General features: G+C 58.8%; 16 protein-coding genes. 9 read left to right on the forward strand and 7 right to left on the reverse strand.

The window, feature by feature from the left end; genetic code table 11:
- Positions 1-18: 18 nt before the first annotated feature.
- The gene (locus tag ACV8MC_RS18005; protein ID WP_024013261.1) at positions 19-1,641 is read right to left on the reverse strand and encodes an MFS transporter; all 1,623 of its coding nucleotides are present in this window, start codon (positions 1,639-1,641) and stop codon (positions 19-21) included.
- 132 nt (positions 1,642-1,773) lie between these two features.
- On the reverse strand, positions 1,774-3,435 hold the full coding sequence (locus ACV8MC_RS18010; protein WP_095180242.1) for a GMC family oxidoreductase: 1,662 nt from the start codon (positions 3,433-3,435) through the stop codon (positions 1,774-1,776).
- A gap of 133 nt (positions 3,436-3,568) precedes the next feature.
- Here ACV8MC_RS18010 and ACV8MC_RS18015 point away from each other — a divergent pair, with 133 nt between their 5' ends.
- Positions 3,569-4,480, forward strand: coding sequence for a LysR family transcriptional regulator (locus ACV8MC_RS18015; protein ID WP_056789240.1), 912 nt, complete (start codon positions 3,569-3,571; stop codon positions 4,478-4,480).
- 34 nt (positions 4,481-4,514) lie between these two features.
- Entirely contained in the window at positions 4,515-4,994 is a 480-nt protein-coding gene (locus ACV8MC_RS18020) for a GNAT family N-acetyltransferase (RefSeq protein WP_056789243.1), read from the forward strand.
- Between the two features lie 101 nt (positions 4,995-5,095).
- Here the strand turns inward: ACV8MC_RS18020 and ACV8MC_RS18025 are convergent, their stop codons facing one another.
- The 3 genes from ACV8MC_RS18025 to ACV8MC_RS18035 form a co-directional block, all read right to left on the reverse strand.
- The gene (locus ACV8MC_RS18025; protein WP_457262842.1) at positions 5,096-6,199 is read right to left on the reverse strand and encodes a DNA alkylation repair protein; all 1,104 of its coding nucleotides are present in this window, start codon (positions 6,197-6,199) and stop codon (positions 5,096-5,098) included.
- Between the two features lie 2 nt (positions 6,200-6,201).
- Positions 6,202-6,807 (reverse strand): glutathione S-transferase, encoded by a 606-nt coding sequence (locus ACV8MC_RS18030; protein WP_150635039.1) that lies wholly within the window; start codon positions 6,805-6,807, stop codon positions 6,202-6,204.
- 61 nt (positions 6,808-6,868) lie between these two features.
- Positions 6,869-7,777: a MurR/RpiR family transcriptional regulator gene (locus ACV8MC_RS18035; RefSeq protein WP_457262844.1), complete on the reverse strand. Its 909-nt coding sequence runs from the start codon at positions 7,775-7,777 to the stop codon at positions 6,869-6,871.
- A gap of 403 nt (positions 7,778-8,180) precedes the next feature.
- Between ACV8MC_RS18035 and ACV8MC_RS18040 the strand changes: the two genes are divergently transcribed.
- The 3 genes from ACV8MC_RS18040 (at position 8,181) to ACV8MC_RS18050 (ending at position 10,729) form a co-directional block, all read left to right on the forward strand.
- Positions 8,181-8,585: a TraR/DksA family transcriptional regulator gene (locus ACV8MC_RS18040; RefSeq protein WP_016775095.1), complete on the forward strand. Its 405-nt coding sequence runs from the start codon at positions 8,181-8,183 to the stop codon at positions 8,583-8,585.
- Between the two features lie 608 nt (positions 8,586-9,193).
- Positions 9,194-10,417, forward strand: a complete 1,224-nt coding sequence (locus ACV8MC_RS18045; RefSeq protein WP_457265567.1) for a methyl-accepting chemotaxis protein — start codon at positions 9,194-9,196, stop codon at positions 10,415-10,417.
- A 108-nt stretch (positions 10,418-10,525) separates the two neighbouring features.
- Entirely contained in the window at positions 10,526-10,729 is a 204-nt protein-coding gene (locus tag ACV8MC_RS18050; RefSeq protein ID WP_016775093.1) for a hypothetical protein, read from the forward strand.
- A gap of 6 nt (positions 10,730-10,735) precedes the next feature.
- Here ACV8MC_RS18050 and ACV8MC_RS18055 read toward each other — a convergent pair whose 3' ends face one another.
- Together ACV8MC_RS18055 and ACV8MC_RS18060 are read right to left on the reverse strand one after the other, a co-directional pair.
- Positions 10,736-10,975, reverse strand: a complete 240-nt coding sequence (locus ACV8MC_RS18055) for a DUF2789 family protein (protein WP_252867780.1) — start codon at positions 10,973-10,975, stop codon at positions 10,736-10,738.
- Positions 10,976-11,024: 49 nt separating this feature from the next.
- Positions 11,025-11,237: a hypothetical protein gene (locus ACV8MC_RS18060; RefSeq protein ID WP_236168680.1), complete on the reverse strand. Its 213-nt coding sequence runs from the start codon at positions 11,235-11,237 to the stop codon at positions 11,025-11,027.
- 459 nt (positions 11,238-11,696) lie between these two features.
- Here ACV8MC_RS18060 and ACV8MC_RS18065 point away from each other — a divergent pair, with 459 nt between their 5' ends.
- From ACV8MC_RS18065 to ACV8MC_RS18080, 4 genes are all read left to right on the forward strand, one after another.
- On the forward strand, positions 11,697-12,167 hold the full coding sequence (locus ACV8MC_RS18065; RefSeq protein ID WP_039763128.1) for a hypothetical protein: 471 nt from the start codon (positions 11,697-11,699) through the stop codon (positions 12,165-12,167).
- A complete protein-coding gene (locus ACV8MC_RS18070; RefSeq protein WP_076562405.1) occupies positions 12,164-12,361 on the forward strand; it encodes a hypothetical protein in 198 nt (65 codons plus the stop codon). The genes ACV8MC_RS18065 and ACV8MC_RS18070 overlap by 4 nt, the downstream gene beginning before the upstream one ends.
- 125 nt (positions 12,362-12,486) lie before the next feature.
- Positions 12,487-13,503: an ABC transporter substrate-binding protein gene (locus ACV8MC_RS18075; RefSeq protein WP_076562406.1), complete on the forward strand. Its 1,017-nt coding sequence runs from the start codon at positions 12,487-12,489 to the stop codon at positions 13,501-13,503.
- Between the two features lie 92 nt (positions 13,504-13,595).
- Positions 13,596-14,036, forward strand: a complete 441-nt coding sequence (locus tag ACV8MC_RS18080; RefSeq protein WP_071172759.1) for a DUF3995 domain-containing protein — start codon at positions 13,596-13,598, stop codon at positions 14,034-14,036.
- Positions 14,037-14,121 lie beyond the last annotated feature (85 nt).

Genomic DNA, 14,121 nt, shown 5'->3' on the forward strand with positions numbered 1-14,121 from the left:
TTGTTGTCAGCGGGTTTTTCAGTTTTTATCGAGATCGATATTCTTCGTCTCACGCAGACAGATCATCCCCACCACCAGGCTCACCCCGGTGATCAGCACCGGATACCACAGCCCGTAGAAAATATCCCCGGTGTACACCACCAGCGCAAACGACACGGTGGGCAGGAATCCGCCGAACCAGCCGTTGCCGATGTGATAGGGCAGCGACATCGAGGTGTAGCGAATGCGGGTCGGGAACAGTTCGACCATCAACGCGGCCAGCGGGCCGTAGCACATGGCCGAGATGATGATCAGCGCGACGATCAGGGCGACGATCATCGGTTTGTTGATCTGCTGCATGTCAGCTTGTTGCGGGTAGCCGGCGAGGGTGATCGCGCCGCGCAGTGCCGCCTCATCGAAACCATCCAGCTTCACGTCGCCGACACTCACTTGCACAGCGCTGCCCGCAGGTGCAGCGACGCTGGAGTAGGGCAGGCCTTGCTTGACCAGGAAGGTCTTGACCTTGTCGCACGGACTGTCGAATTTCGCCTTGCCCACCGGATCGAACTGGAAGGTGCAAGTGGCGGGATCGGCAAGGACGGTGATCGGCGCCTGACGGCTGGCCTGATCGATCGCCGGGTTGGCGTAGTGGGCCAAGGATTTGAAGATCGGGAAGTACAGCGCGGTCGCCAGCAACAGACCGAGCATCAGCACCGGTTTGCGCCCGACCTTGTCCGAGAGCCAGCCGAAAAAGATGAAGAATGGCGCGCCGATCACCACGCTGATGATCAACAGGCTGTTGGCCACCGCCGGGTCCATTTTCAGGAACTGGGTGAGGAAGAACAGCACATAGAACTGCGCGGCGTAGAAGGTCACTGCTTGCCCGGCATTGATGCTGAACAGGGCGATCAGCACGACTTTGAGGTTTTCCCATTTGCCGAAGGATTCGCGGATCGGCGCCTTCGAGGTTTTGCCTTCTTCCTTCATTTTCAGGTAGGCTGGCGACTCGTGCAGGCTCAGGCGAATCCAGGTGGAAATGCCCAACAGGACGATCGACAGCAGGAACGGAATGCGCCAGCCCCAGACTTCAAACTGGTCGCCGGTGAAGTAGCGGCAACCGAGCACTACCAGCAGCGAGAGCAACAGGCCGAGGGTCGCGGTGGATTGAATCCAGCTGGTGTGAAAGCCGCGTTTGCCGATAGGCGCATGTTCCGCCACGTAGGTGGCCGCACCGCCGTATTCGCCACCGAGCGCCAGGCCCTGAAGCATGCGCAGCACCACCAGAATGATCGGCGCGGCGATGCCGATGCTGGCGTAGGTCGGCAGCAGGCCGACGCAGAACGTCGCCACGCCCATCAGAATGATCGTCGCCAGAAAGGTGTATTTGCGCCCGATCATGTCACCCAGACGGCCGAATACCAACGCACCGAACGGCCGTACGATGAAGCCGGCGGCGAACGCCATGAGCGCGAAGATGAACGCCGTGGTGTCATTGACCCCGGCAAAAAACTGCTTGCTGATCACCGCCGCGAGGGCGCCGTAGAGGAAGAAGTCATACCACTCGAACACCGTCCCGAGTGATGAAGCGAAGATGACTTTCTGCGTGGCGTTGCTGGTCTCGGCGCTGCCCGCAGCGTCCAGCGGCTGAACGTGTTCTGACATATCGGTATCCCTCACAGTGATTGTTTTTGTTGTTCCACTGGTGTTGCGTGTCCGGTAATGCGCGATGCCTGAGTCTGGTGATGATTGCTGTGGGAGCGAGCCTGCTCGCGAAAGCTTTTTGTCAGTTAACTCCTAGGCTGAGTGAGCTACCGCATTCGCGAGCAGGCTCGCTCCCACAGGGGAGATATCTGCAGATCTGGACAAAATCAGTTGTGCAGCCTTCTCGGCAATCATCAGCGTAGGCGAACAGGTGTTGCCCGAGGTGATGCGCGGCATGATCGACGCATCGGCAACGCGCAGACCCGGCACACCATGCACGCGCAATTGCGCATCGACCACCGCGTCACCGTCATTGCCCATGCGGCAGGTGCCGACCGGATGGAAAATCGTCGTGCCGATCTTCGCCGCCGCTTCATGCAATTGTTCTTCGCTTTGCAAGCTGTCGCCGGGCAGGTATTCGACCGGTTTGAACGCTTGCAGGGCAGGGGCGCTGACGATGCGCCGGGTCAGGCGAATGGCATCGGCGGCGACGCGCAGATCTTCTGGATGGCTGAGGTAATTGGGCTGGATCAGCGGCGCTGCTTGCGGATCGGCCGAGCGAATCTCGATGCGTCCACGGCTCTGTGGGCGCAGGTCGCACACCGAGGCGGTGAACGCCGGGAAGCTGTGCAGCGGCTCACCAAAGCGCTCCAGCGACAGCGGTTGCACGTGATATTGCAGGTTCGCCGAGGTTTGCTCGGGACCGGAGCGGGCGAATGCGCCCAACTGACTCGGCGCCATCGACAACGGCCCGCTACGGTCATACAGATAACGCAGGCCCATGCCCATCTTGCCCCACACGCTGCCGGCGATCTGGTTCAGGGTGCGGGCGTTTTCCAGCTTGTAGATCAGCCGCAGTTGCAGGTGATCCTGCAGGTTACCGCCGACGCCGGGCAGCTCATGAATCACGCCTATCCCTACGCGTTCGAGCAGCGGCCGCGGACCGATGCCGGAGCGCTGCAGAATGCTCGGCGAGCCGACTGAACCGGCGCACAAAACAATCTCCTTGCGCGCCTTGAACTGTTTGATCTGACCTTCATGCTGCGCGCTGACTTTCGCCGCGCGGCCGTTCTCCAGCAAGACGCGATCAACCTCGACGCCGGTCAGCACGGTCAGGTTCGCCCGGCTGCGCAGTGGTTTCAAAAAGGCCTTGGCCGCGTTCCAGCGTACCCCGGCTTTCTGGTTGACCTGAAAGTAACCGCAGCCCTCGTTGTCGCCCTGGTTGAAGTCATTGATGCTGGCGATGCCGCTTTGCTCGGCAGCGCTGCGAAAGGCATCCAGAATCGGCCACGACAGGCGCTGCTGTTCGACCCGCCATTCACCCTGATCGCCATGAAATTCAGCGCCGCCGGCAAAGTGGTTTTCGCTCTGTTTGAACAGCGGCAGCACATCCTTCCAGGCCCAGCCCGGATTGCCTGCGGCCGCCCAGCCGTCATAGTCGCCGGCCTGACCGCGCATGTAGATCATGCCGTTGATCGACGAACAGCCGCCCAGCACCTTGCCGCGCGGATAACTCAGCGCGCGGCCATTGAGGCCCGGTTGTTGTTCTGTTTTGAAGCACCAGTCGGTGCGCGGGTTACCGATGCAGAACAGGTAACCCACAGGAATGTGAATCCAGGCGTAGTTGTCGCGTCCGCCGGCTTCGAGCAGCAACACCCGCTGCTGTGGATCCGCAGAGAGCCGGTTGGCCAGCAAGCAACCGGCGGGGCCGGCGCCGACCACGATGTAGTCGAATTCATCCAGGGACGTCTGCATGCCCTGACCTCGCTTTTTGTTTTTATTGTCGGACACTCTAGTTGTTAGCTTTCGTTAAAAGAATGTTAGTTTTTGCGCAGCCGCTGTGCGTTTTCAAACAGCGTGCAACGACGATAGCCGACAAGGACCCGCCATGTTCGACTGGAACGACCTGCGCTTTTTTCTCGAGCTGCAACGCAGCGGCCGCCTGCTCACTGCCGCGCGCCGGCTCAACACCACCCACGCGACAGTGGCGCGGCATATTGAATCGATCGAGAAAAGCCTCGGCACTGCGCTGTTCGTCCAGCACGCCCAGGGCTATGAGATGACCCCGGCGGGGGAGGCGCTGCTCAAGCACGCCGAAGCGATGGAAAACGTCGCGCTGCTGGCGCAGGAAGAAATCACCCAGTCCACCGCGCCGCTGGGCAAGATCCGCGTCGGCGTCACCGAAGGCCTTGGCATCAAATTTCTCGCCAGTCGCATGATTGGCTTGTTCGAGCGTTATCCGGGATTGGAGGTGGAACTGGTCGCCGTGCCGCGCTTCGTCAGCATCCTCAACCGCGAAGCGGAGATCAGCATCCACCTCGAACGGCCATCCGCCGACATGCTGGTCACGCGCAAGCTCACTGACTATCGGCTCGCGCTTTACGCCAGCCAGACCTACCTCGACAAAGCGCCACCGCTGCATAGCCGCGAAGACCTGGGCCGACATGCGTGGATCGGTTACGTTGACGACCTGCTGTTCAGTCAGGAACTGATGTTCCTCAACAGCTTCTGCCGCAGCCCGCGCGTGGTCTTTCACAGCACCAGCGTCATCGCCCAGCAGGAAGCGGCGCGCTCGGGGTTGGGCATCGCCGTGCTGCCGTGTTACATGGCCGCGTCCGACCCGGATCTGGTGGCGCTGCTGCCGGATGAAAGCATCGAACGCAGCTACTGGATCAGCACGCGGCGGGAATTGCACAAATCGGTGCGGCTGCGGGTGGTCTGGGATTATGTGGTGGGGTTGTGTGAGGCGGAGCAGGGGTTGTTGCTGGGAAGATCTCAGGTTGGCTCCTCTCTTGCTTGAAAGCGCCAAGGACTTTTAGCAATGGAGAGCAGCAATGAGGGAATGGCTTACCGTTCGCGACATCAATCCGGACACCATGAAGGCCATCAGTGACGGCGTCTTACAGCATGGCCGAGCCTTGTCCGAGGCTCGCGGCGGACAAGCTGAGGCCATCGCCTGTTCGCTGATGGAGAACGGGGCACTAATCGGCGGCGCTTCCGGTAGAACCGAATTCAGGCGTCTGTTTGTCAATTACCTGTGGATCAACGCGCAATGGCGTGGAACCAGGCTGGGTACTCAGGTGTTGCACAAGCTTGAGGCATTAGCGGTTGAAAGAGCATGCGTAGATGCGTTGATCGAAACACTGGATGACGACGTCGCCCGTTGGTACACCCGCTGCGGATACCGATTGATCGCGCACGTGCCTGAGTACTGCGGCCCGTGGAGTCGCCATACGCTGTTGAAAGTGCTTGTGACAACAGGTGCTCCCTCAGGGCTTAATTCGGCGTCCCATACGGAAGTTGGTAACTACTGAGGCGGGAGTTTGTCCATTGTGCTGCCGCGCTCATTATCGATGCACGGCTGCCAGTGCACTGATTCGCGACCGGTCTTCAAGACCAATCAATGACTCATTTCTCAAATCAAAACCTCAAACCCCGCACTACCCACCACCTTTCCGTTAATCATCACCTGCACTCCATGCCGGCCGGCAAAATGCTTGCGTGTCGTGAAATCCTTGATGACCTGTCTGCGCTGCACAAGCGCCACCTCAAACCCCGGCAATTCCACCGTCTTCAACTTGAATACCTTCCTCGAAACCCCGCCATTCGCCTTCACATACTCAATCGCATAGTCGATCACCAGCCGCTGCTCATGCGCCACAGTCGACTTCACCACAAACGACAACGTAATCGCTTCCCCCAACCTCACCACCGCCGGCTCGACCCGCACATCCAGCAACTCAACCTCAGCCTTCGCCCCCGCGCCAATCACCGTCAGCGCGCGCACGTCGCCCTGTTTGATCAAGCTGCGCAGCGCATGTTTGGCAATCCAGGCCGTATGCTTGTTGTCCAGCGACCAACCTTCAATCGTGTCCAACACCCACTCCGGATGCACTTTCGTCACATCATTCAAATGATTCGCCACGGACTTGCGCACGTACAAGCTCTCATCCGCCTTCAACCGATTCAGTATCCCGGCGGCCAGCAGCGGATCCGCTTGTACCGCTTCCAACCGAAAGGACCACGGCAGGCGAGGGCGGCTGCCTTCGCTGGCTAGTCGGCGGACGTGATGGTTTTCTTCGCGGGTCCAGTCATGCATTCGTTCCAGCGAGCGCTCGAGGTCGCTGCGCAGAAAGTAACGGATGGCGAATTCGGAGGAGCCGAAAGTGGTGAAGTATTTCAGGGCATCCATGGAGGTATCGAAGGCGTGCCCGCCATAGCTCGCGACGTAGTGCGGCAGGCACATGCTGACGAACCCGCTGTTCAGCCGTGGCGCGAGTTCGAACAGCACTTCGAGGGAGTCTTCGTAGTCCAGCGGCAGCACGGCATGCAGACTTTCGCTGACACGCGCCATGCGTTGCATCACTGATAATTCAGCGAGTCCGTCCTGGGCGTGTTTGAGAAACGCCTTGGCCTTGAATGCCGGGTACACCGCGCTCATTTCGTCAGCGATGTGCTGCAAGCGCTCGGCGTTGAAGATTTCCTTTAACGCCGGGGCGGCGGTGTCGGTGGTGCTCATGGTCAGGTCATCGGTGTGCTGATGAACGCATCGGTGCCTTCTGCGTAGGCGGTGTATTCGGCGATGCGCGCATAGCGCGCGGAGTCGACCTGATCGGGCACGACGAGGTTGGTGAAGCTCCAGGCAACCGCCAGGCTTATGCCGGTCTGGGCGAGGGAGCCGTCGACCGGCAAGTCACTGTGTTCAAGTTCTTTTTCCAGCGCGGTAAATGCGGCAGCGAGTTGGCCTTCAACGCGTTCAACCCAAGGTTGATATTGAATGTCGGCCGGGCGCAAGTTGCGTTCGTAATAAAGCTGCACGGCTTTTTCGCAAGCGGCGAGGCTGAGGCCGATCAGACGCAGGGCGTGGGCGCGTTGTGTGAGATCGCTGGGCAGCAGGCTCTTGCCGGAACTGGCTTCGAGGTAGTCGAGGATGAGGGTCGAGTCCATCAGGACCACGCCGTCGTCGAGGATCAGCGTGGGCGCTTTGACCACCGGGTTGATCTGCTGGAATTGCTCGAAGTGGCGGAACACCGAGACCGACTCGTGTTCGAGGTCAATCCCCAGGCATTTGGCCGAGATTGCTACGCGGCGCACGTAGGGGGAGTCGAGCATGCCGATCAGTTTCATGACGCGTTCCTTCAAGTCGAACCGGTGGGAACGCATAACCTAGCCGAGCGAGAGGCAATTGTCAGTCGTCGAATCCGGGTTGTTCGTGAATCTCATCGACATTCAGTTCCAGCCGATAGGCCACCGCCACAAACAGCGCCTGGCACAAACACAGCGTCGCACTCAGCGAACGAAAGGCCAGCGCACTGCCTTCATTGACCAGCAACACGCTATTGGCAAGTTTCGCCAGTGGCGACAGAGGGCTGTCGGTGATGATCAGGGTATTGGCGTCCTGACGCTGCGCGAATCGCAGGCAGTGCTGGGTTTCCTTGGCGTAGGGCACAAAACTGATGGCGATGACCAGGTCGTTGGCGCGCACGCTGCGCATTTGCTCGCGATAGCTGCCGCCGATGCCGGAGACGAGATGAATGCGTTTCTGCGTGTGCTGCAGGTTGTAAACCAGATAATCGGCGACGGCGAACGAACGGCGGACCCCGACCACATAGATGTCGTCGGCATTGACGATGAGATCGACAGCTTTGTCGAACGCAGCCCCATCCAGTTCGCGGCCCAAACGTTCGATGCCCGATAGCGTTGCGTCGATGCACTCGCGGACAAGCTCGCCGCTGTTGGCGGTCTGCGATTTGTTGGCGATCAGGCTGCGGATGCGTTTTTGATAGTTCTGCGCCGGCGTGGCCTTGTGCGTCCAGGCCTGGCGGAACAGCGCCTGCATTTCGCTGAAGCCGCTGAACCCGAAGCGCTGCGAAAAACGCACGATGGCGGACGGATGCACCTCGCATTCACGAGCGATGTCGCTGATGCGGTCGACCATGATTCGCTCGCTCTGCTGGCTAATGTAACTGGCGATACGTTTAAGCTGACGCGGAAGGGCGTCATATTCGTCGCTAATCGTTTGCAGCAGACGCTCGGCAGTGATCGGGGGGCTGGCGAGCGAAAGTTCGTCGGCGGCCGGTAGATCGGTGCGGGGCATAGGACATCCTTCGGGCGGGTTGAACACGCGGTGAGCCTGATCATAGAAGGGCTGCGCGGGCTCTGCCGGGCTGAATCGATGCACCTTGCGAGAATAATTTTCGCTGTCGATGGCGGGATGGTTAGCCGTTTGTCTTCTATATACAGCCGCTGGAGTGAATTTCTTGCTATAAACGCACTCCGATGGCCGTGTGAAGCCTGTGTCAGAGCAGTTTCCTGGTCCTGTCGGACAAATTCCCTGTATTTACAGTTGCTGAGGCCTTGATCGGGCCTTAGACTGCCGCCCCTCGTAAATTGAGTGCCGGGTGGCGTTTGCAATAAAACGATGCCTTTTCGACGGCCGACACGGTTCGCCGAAACGCTCCCTTATTCGCCTTAATGCACGTTTTTTTATAGAGATATCAATGACAAAGGACAAGTTGCTGGCTATGCCGGCAGATGACTACATGAATGCAGAGCAACACGCTTTCTTCACTGAGCTGTTGCAGAACATGAAAGTCGAAACCCACGAGCGCATTGAGCAAAACCGTATCGCCATCGAAAGCCTGGACACCCCGGCTGACCCGGCGGACGCGGCTTCGGTTGAAGAAGAGCGCACCTGGCTGGTCAACGCGATCGATCGCGACCAGCGCATGCTGCCGCAGTTGGAACAAGCTCTTGAGCGCATCAAGGACGACAGCTTTGGCTGGTGCGACGACAGCGGCGAGGCCATTGGCCTGAAGCGTCTGCTGATCAGCCCGACCACCAAGTACTGCATCGAAGCTCAAGAGCGTCACGAGCAGATCGACAAGCACCAGCGTCAGGCCTGATTCTGTGGGGTGACCCTTTCAACAGGGGCGCCTTGAAAAGATCGCAGCCTTCGGCAGCTCTACACGGAGTTGCGCGAGGCTGCGATCTTTGTTTTTGCTCGTCTGCGATATTTCCCCGTCGTTCCCTTGACCTGCCACAGACCTCACGACTAACGGACCATGGATAATGGCGTTGTAGTGGCGTTTAATGCAGTCACAACAATGAGAACAAACGTGGGGTGATCAAGATGACGAGAGATGGATCTCTGGTTGCGGCGCTGCCTGCACCAGTGCTTTTGCCGAAAAACCGCTGGATCGCGCCGACCCTGCAAAGCATCGCTCTGATGCTGTTGCTGGCCGGCATGGCTCTGGCCGAATGGTCGCTTTACCTCGGCATGCCGCTGGCGGTGCTGATTGTCTGGCTGCCGCGCCTACGTTCGCGCAACGTTCCAGCTGCTGTCCCGGTCGATAGTGCGAGCGCATTGTCCGCACTGACTCGCGATCTCTCCTACACCACCAGTCACAACGCACTGTCTGCCGCCGGCGTGGCGTTTTCGGTCAAAGCGCTAGCCAGCAAACTTGAATCGCAACTCGACGCGGCGGCGCAGATCGTCAGCAACGCCGAAGTGATGATCGCCACCGAGCAGGCGACTTCACAGCTCAGTCGCGACGCGCTGGACGCCGCCAGCCAAGCGCATCACAGCAGCGCGGCGGGGCGCAGCGAACTGCTCGACTCGATTTCGCGCATGCAGCAACTCAGTCAACGCGCCAACGCCAGTCGCGAGCTGATCGAGGCCCTGAGTGTGCGCAGCGACGACATTCAGCGGGTGACGCTGGTGATTCAGTCGATCGCCAGCCAGACCAATCTGCTGGCCTTGAACGCAGCTATTGAAGCGGCCAGGGCGGGCGAACATGGTCGCGGTTTCGCCGTGGTCGCCGATGAAGTACGCGGATTGGCGGCACGGACGGCGGCGGCCACGGGCGAAGTCGGTGAGATGGTTGCAGACATTCAGCAGCGCACCGCGCAAGTGGTGGCGCAGATTCGCGAGTTGTCGAGTGATCTGCATACCGGCGTCGAACAGGTCGAGCACACCGGTCAGCATCTGGAGAACATCGCGCGACTTGCCGCCGGAGTGGAAACCCAGGTCAGCGAAATCGCCCGTGGCGCGCAAACCAATCGCGAGCAGCTTGATGCGCTGTTCAGCGCGATTGAGCAAATGCGTAGCGATCTGGCGATCAGCGATCAGCAGACCCGCCGCCTCGCCGAGGCGGCGGTGCAGATGGAAGGGCAGGCGGAAACCATCAGCGAACGCTTGGCCGAAGTCGGTCTGGACGACTATCACCAGCGCATTTATGACCTGGCGCGCGAAGGTGCGAGCCTGATCGCAGCGCGCTTCGAAGCTGATGTCGAGCAGGGGCGGATCAGCCTGGATGATTTGTTCGATCGCAGCTACCAGCCGATTCCGGGTACCGAACCAGCCAAATTTCAGACCAGGTTTGATCAGTACACAGATCAGGTCTTGCCCGCGATTCAAGAGCCTCTGTTAGCGCGTCATGAAGGTTTGGTTTTCGCGATCGCCTGCACGCAGCAGGGTTATGTGCCGACGCATAACCAGGCATTCAGCCAGCCGTTGACCGGTGATGTGCAGGTCGACACGGTAAATAACCGCACCAAACGCAAATTCGCTGACCGCACCGGTATCCGTTGCGGCAGCCATCAACAACCAGTTTTGCTGCAGACTTACACGCGCGATACGGGTGAGCTGATGCATGATCTTTCGGTGCCGATCATGATCAAGGGCCGGCATTGGGGCGGATTGCGGCTGGGCTACAAACCGGAGAATCCACGCTGAGATTGTTACCGTTGACGCAATGAATCTGTGCACGGCGGTTGCTGTTTCCTCTCGAAGGAAAGCTTTAACCTGCGACTTAGTTAGGTAGCTAATTATTTCGGAGGGCACATGCAGTGCAGGGTAGACGTGGCAGTGATGATCGGCAGCGGTGTTCCGGCCGGCTTACGCGCGATGGGGCGCAGTGTGTGCTGGGTGGTTTTGCTCAACGGGGAGCGACGCGGCACAGCCTTCGCCAGTCGCGATGAAGCGGAGGAGTGCAAGGCTGCCTGGCTCGAACAACTGAACATCGAGCCCGGCGACAGCCTGCACTGATCGCCCTTATTTACCGCGATGCAGGCGCACGTTCAGCTCATCGACAGTTATCGCTTCCTCACCGTCAGCACGCAGCCACTCTTTGAGTAATTGCGCCTGTTGGGGCGTCCAGAAATCGGCATCGATCAATTTGATATCAGATTTCAAAGGGTGGGCTTCGACAAAATTATTGATCGACGCTTCATCGGCCGGTAGGCCCAGCTGTTCGAAAAGGGTGGTCAGGTTATGCTCGGTTGGCAGTTCCATCATCTACTCCTGAATTGGTGCCGGTACGGCTTGTTCGTTCACTCCCTTATCAGAGGCAGGCGCTGGCGCGGAGTTCGATTTTTGATTCAAGCGAGCGGGCGAGGGCGCAGGCTTCGTTGTGATTGCCGCGGAAACCTCTGACACGTCCCGTGGATATCTCCTTGATGTGAAAGAACGCAATACCTGCCGGCACCACTTGAAAGTGCGGGGTTCGATGATTGTTAGAAGATGTCGGAAGGTTGTCGAGGTCGGCAACCTTCATCGTCAGAGGTGTGTTGATTCGCGCGTCGGCCGACGTGGCAAAATGAGTCAAAGTGCACATATGAAGTCCTTTTCATCAGTCGGCCGGGATTTAACGGCCGTTGCGGGTAGTCGTAATGAGCATCGCTGCTCTAGAATCGCCAGTACCTATTGACGACCGGGCTTATCTAAAGCAATTTTTCGCCAGCGATATGTCGGAAAAGTGCTTTTTTTCGTGAGAAATTTCCCTGAAGTTCGTAGTCAGAATTGCTCTAGTCGCACTTGAGGCGTTTTCCTTCAAGCTTTGGCGATTTCAGAGCAGGTTTCACTAATGACAATCCAGTAGTCTACGAACCTCGCGATTCAAGAGTGCTTTGCTCGCTTCGGGTGTTTGAATGTTTTTGCAGTTTTCATCGGCCTGGCCGTTTCTTTGCCGTGGGCGTTTTTCGCTGCGCGGTTTTTCAAATGTGGGGATGTTTCTTTGGCAGTCAGTAACCTCGATATGCATGCTTTGTTCGTGCTGGGTGATTTGCGTGCAAAGCTGGTCAAGCAATTCCAATCACGTTTTGTTTACATCACCGAGCAAAACGCCGAAGGCATTTACATCGCCGAAATCGACACCGAAAGTGCATTGGTAGTCGATGACAAACCGGGACTCAAACTCAAGGTTGGCGACCATTTCATCGCGTCAGTTTTGCCCAGCCGTGAAGGCGGCAAGATGGACATTCGTTTTCGCGACATCAAACTGACGGTCTACGGCCTGGGCGATTACGCCTTTGTCAGCACGGCCGACGGTCACGCGATCCTGTTCAAGGAAGGCCATAGCGTCGTCACCGTGTTCGCCGCCAATGAGCAGCTGCAGGAAGGTTTGACCAAAACCCTCAAAGCCGTCACTGCCAAAGCCGCCAAATGGCGCAAGGGCGAGCTGGTGACCTTCAAGGCCAGCGAGTGAAGCGCGCGGATTTCCATGCGCAAAATCTCGACAGCGCACGCGAAGAAGCTCAGCGCTTGTTCGCCCGCAAGGCCGAACTGCAAGGTGCCTGGCTGAGTTGGGTAGCGTCGCAGCTCTATGCATTGCAACCGGCGGCATACGCCAGCATGGTCAGACGTGAGCTGCAAAGCCTGCAGGAAAAGTCTGAAACGTAACCTCGCACGCAGCGGACCCCGGAAAAAGCAGGAACCTCGGCTAAAGTCAGTTGACTGAGTCATTCAGAGGCTTGCGTTTCTGTCAGGCCAACTGCCATTGCTGTGAACAGCACGAGGTGCGATGCATGAACGGATTTCGACGGTTACTGGCCGCCAGCGTGGCCACCTTTGGTTTGCTGACGTCAGCGCAATCGCTGCAGGCGGCACAGGCGCCGATCCACTTTGCCGACCTGAACTGGGAAAGCGGCAGCCTGATTACCGAGGTGCTGCGGGTGATCGTCGAGAAAGGCTATGGCCTGCCGACCGACACTTTGCCCGGGACCACCATCACCCTTGAGACCGCGTTGGCGAACAATGACATCCAGGTGATTGGCGAGGAGTGGGCCGGACGCAGTCCGGTCTGGGTCAAGGCCGAAGCCGAGGGCAAAGTGGTCGGCCTGGGCGATACGGTAAAAGGCGCCACTGAAGGCTGGTGGGTGCCGGAGTACGTGATCAAGGGCGATCCGGCCAAAGGCATCAAGCCGCTGGCGCCGGATCTGCGCAGTGTCACTGATCTGAAGAAATACAAGGACGTGTTCAAAGACCCGGAAAGCCCGGGCAAAGGGCGTTTCCTCAACAGCCCGATCGGCTGGACTTCGGAAGTGGTCAACAAGCAGAAGCTCACGGCGTATGGCTTGCAGGACGACTACACCAACTTCCGCAGCGGTTCCGGCGCTGCGCTGGATGCCGAGATCAGCTCTTCGATTCGTCGCGGCAAACCGGTGTTGTTCTATTACTGGTCGCCGACGCCACTGCTTGGCAAATTCAAACTGGTGCAACTGGAAGAGCCGCCGTTCGATGCCGAGGCGTGGAAGACGCTGACAGACGCCGATAATCCCAATCCCAAACCAACCCGCTCGCTGGCATCGAAGCTGTCGATTGGCGTGTCTACGCCGTTTCAAAAGCAGAACCCGCAAATCGCCGAGTTCTTCAGCAAGGTCGATTTTCCCATCGAGCCGCTGAACAAGGCACTGGCGGATATGAGTGACAAGCACACCGCACCTCGTGAGGCGGCGGTCGCGTTCATGAAAGCGCATCCGGACGTGTGGCAGGCCTGGTTACCCAAGGATGTGGCTGACAAGGTGACGGCTGATCTGAAATAACGCGGTCAACGCAGCGCACCGCCGACCGGTCGTGCAGGGGCAAAAAATCCGACTAGGATGGTTTGTTCAAATCCCTTTGAAGGATTTCAACCATGACCTTTGTGTTGGCTCAATGGCTGGTGACTGTGTTCGCAGCAATCGGCCTGATGCACGTGTATTGGGCGTTGGGTGGGCAATGGGCGGCTGCGGTGGTGGTGCCGCAGGTGCCGGTGTCGGGCTTCGTCGCCACGGTACGCCCGGCCTTCAAGCCCTCAGGCTGGCTGACGCTGGCAGTCGCCGCTGCGCTGCTGATAATTGCCGCGCTGGTTTGTATGCGGGTCGGTTGGGGCGTGCCGGCGGTGCAGCACAAGGCACTGCAATGGGTGATCAGCGCAATTGCGTTGTTGATGTTCGCCCGAGCGATCGGTGATTCGAACCTGGTCGGATTTTTCAAGGAAGTGAAGGATTCGCGATTCGCGCGGCTCGATACCTGGGTGTATTCGCCGTTGTGTGCGCTGCTGGGAGCGGGGTTGTTGGCGGTGGCTTGGGTTTGAGCTGATCCGGAATTGGCGACGCCCCGACTGGCCTCTTCGCGAGCAGGCTCGCTCCCACATGGGAGAGCGGATTCCTGGTGTAGCG

This window comes from Pseudomonas sp. PK-RTE-24, from assembly GCF_054052265.1.

Bases quoted from the DNA above. Each gene is read 5' to 3' on its own strand.
- ACV8MC_RS18005 (WP_024013261.1), bottom strand. From the start codon at position 1,641: ATGTCAGAACACGTTCAGCCGCTGGACGCTGCGGGCAGCGCCGAGACC.
- ACV8MC_RS18010 (WP_095180242.1), bottom strand. From the start codon at position 3,435: ATGCAGACGTCCCTGGATGAATTCGACTACATCGTGGTCGGCGCCGGC.
- ACV8MC_RS18015 (WP_056789240.1), top strand. From the start codon at position 3,569: ATGTTCGACTGGAACGACCTGCGCTTTTTTCTCGAGCTGCAACGCAGC.
- ACV8MC_RS18020 (WP_056789243.1), top strand. From the start codon at position 4,515: ATGAGGGAATGGCTTACCGTTCGCGACATCAATCCGGACACCATGAAG.
- ACV8MC_RS18025 (WP_457262842.1), bottom strand. From the start codon at position 6,199: ATGAGCACCACCGACACCGCCGCCCCGGCGTTAAAGGAAATCTTCAAC.
- ACV8MC_RS18030 (WP_150635039.1), bottom strand. From the start codon at position 6,807: ATGAAACTGATCGGCATGCTCGACTCCCCCTACGTGCGCCGCGTAGCA.
- ACV8MC_RS18035 (WP_457262844.1), bottom strand. From the start codon at position 7,777: ATGCCCCGCACCGATCTACCGGCCGCCGACGAACTTTCGCTCGCCAGC.
- ACV8MC_RS18040 (WP_016775095.1), top strand. From the start codon at position 8,181: ATGACAAAGGACAAGTTGCTGGCTATGCCGGCAGATGACTACATGAAT.
- ACV8MC_RS18045 (WP_457265567.1), top strand. From the start codon at position 9,194: ATGATCGCCACCGAGCAGGCGACTTCACAGCTCAGTCGCGACGCGCTG.
- ACV8MC_RS18050 (WP_016775093.1), top strand. From the start codon at position 10,526: ATGCAGTGCAGGGTAGACGTGGCAGTGATGATCGGCAGCGGTGTTCCG.
- ACV8MC_RS18055 (WP_252867780.1), bottom strand. From the start codon at position 10,975: ATGGAACTGCCAACCGAGCATAACCTGACCACCCTTTTCGAACAGCTG.
- ACV8MC_RS18060 (WP_236168680.1), bottom strand. From the start codon at position 11,237: ATGAAGGTTGCCGACCTCGACAACCTTCCGACATCTTCTAACAATCAT.
- ACV8MC_RS18075 (WP_076562406.1), top strand. From the start codon at position 12,487: ATGAACGGATTTCGACGGTTACTGGCCGCCAGCGTGGCCACCTTTGGT.
- ACV8MC_RS18080 (WP_071172759.1), top strand. From the start codon at position 13,596: ATGACCTTTGTGTTGGCTCAATGGCTGGTGACTGTGTTCGCAGCAATC.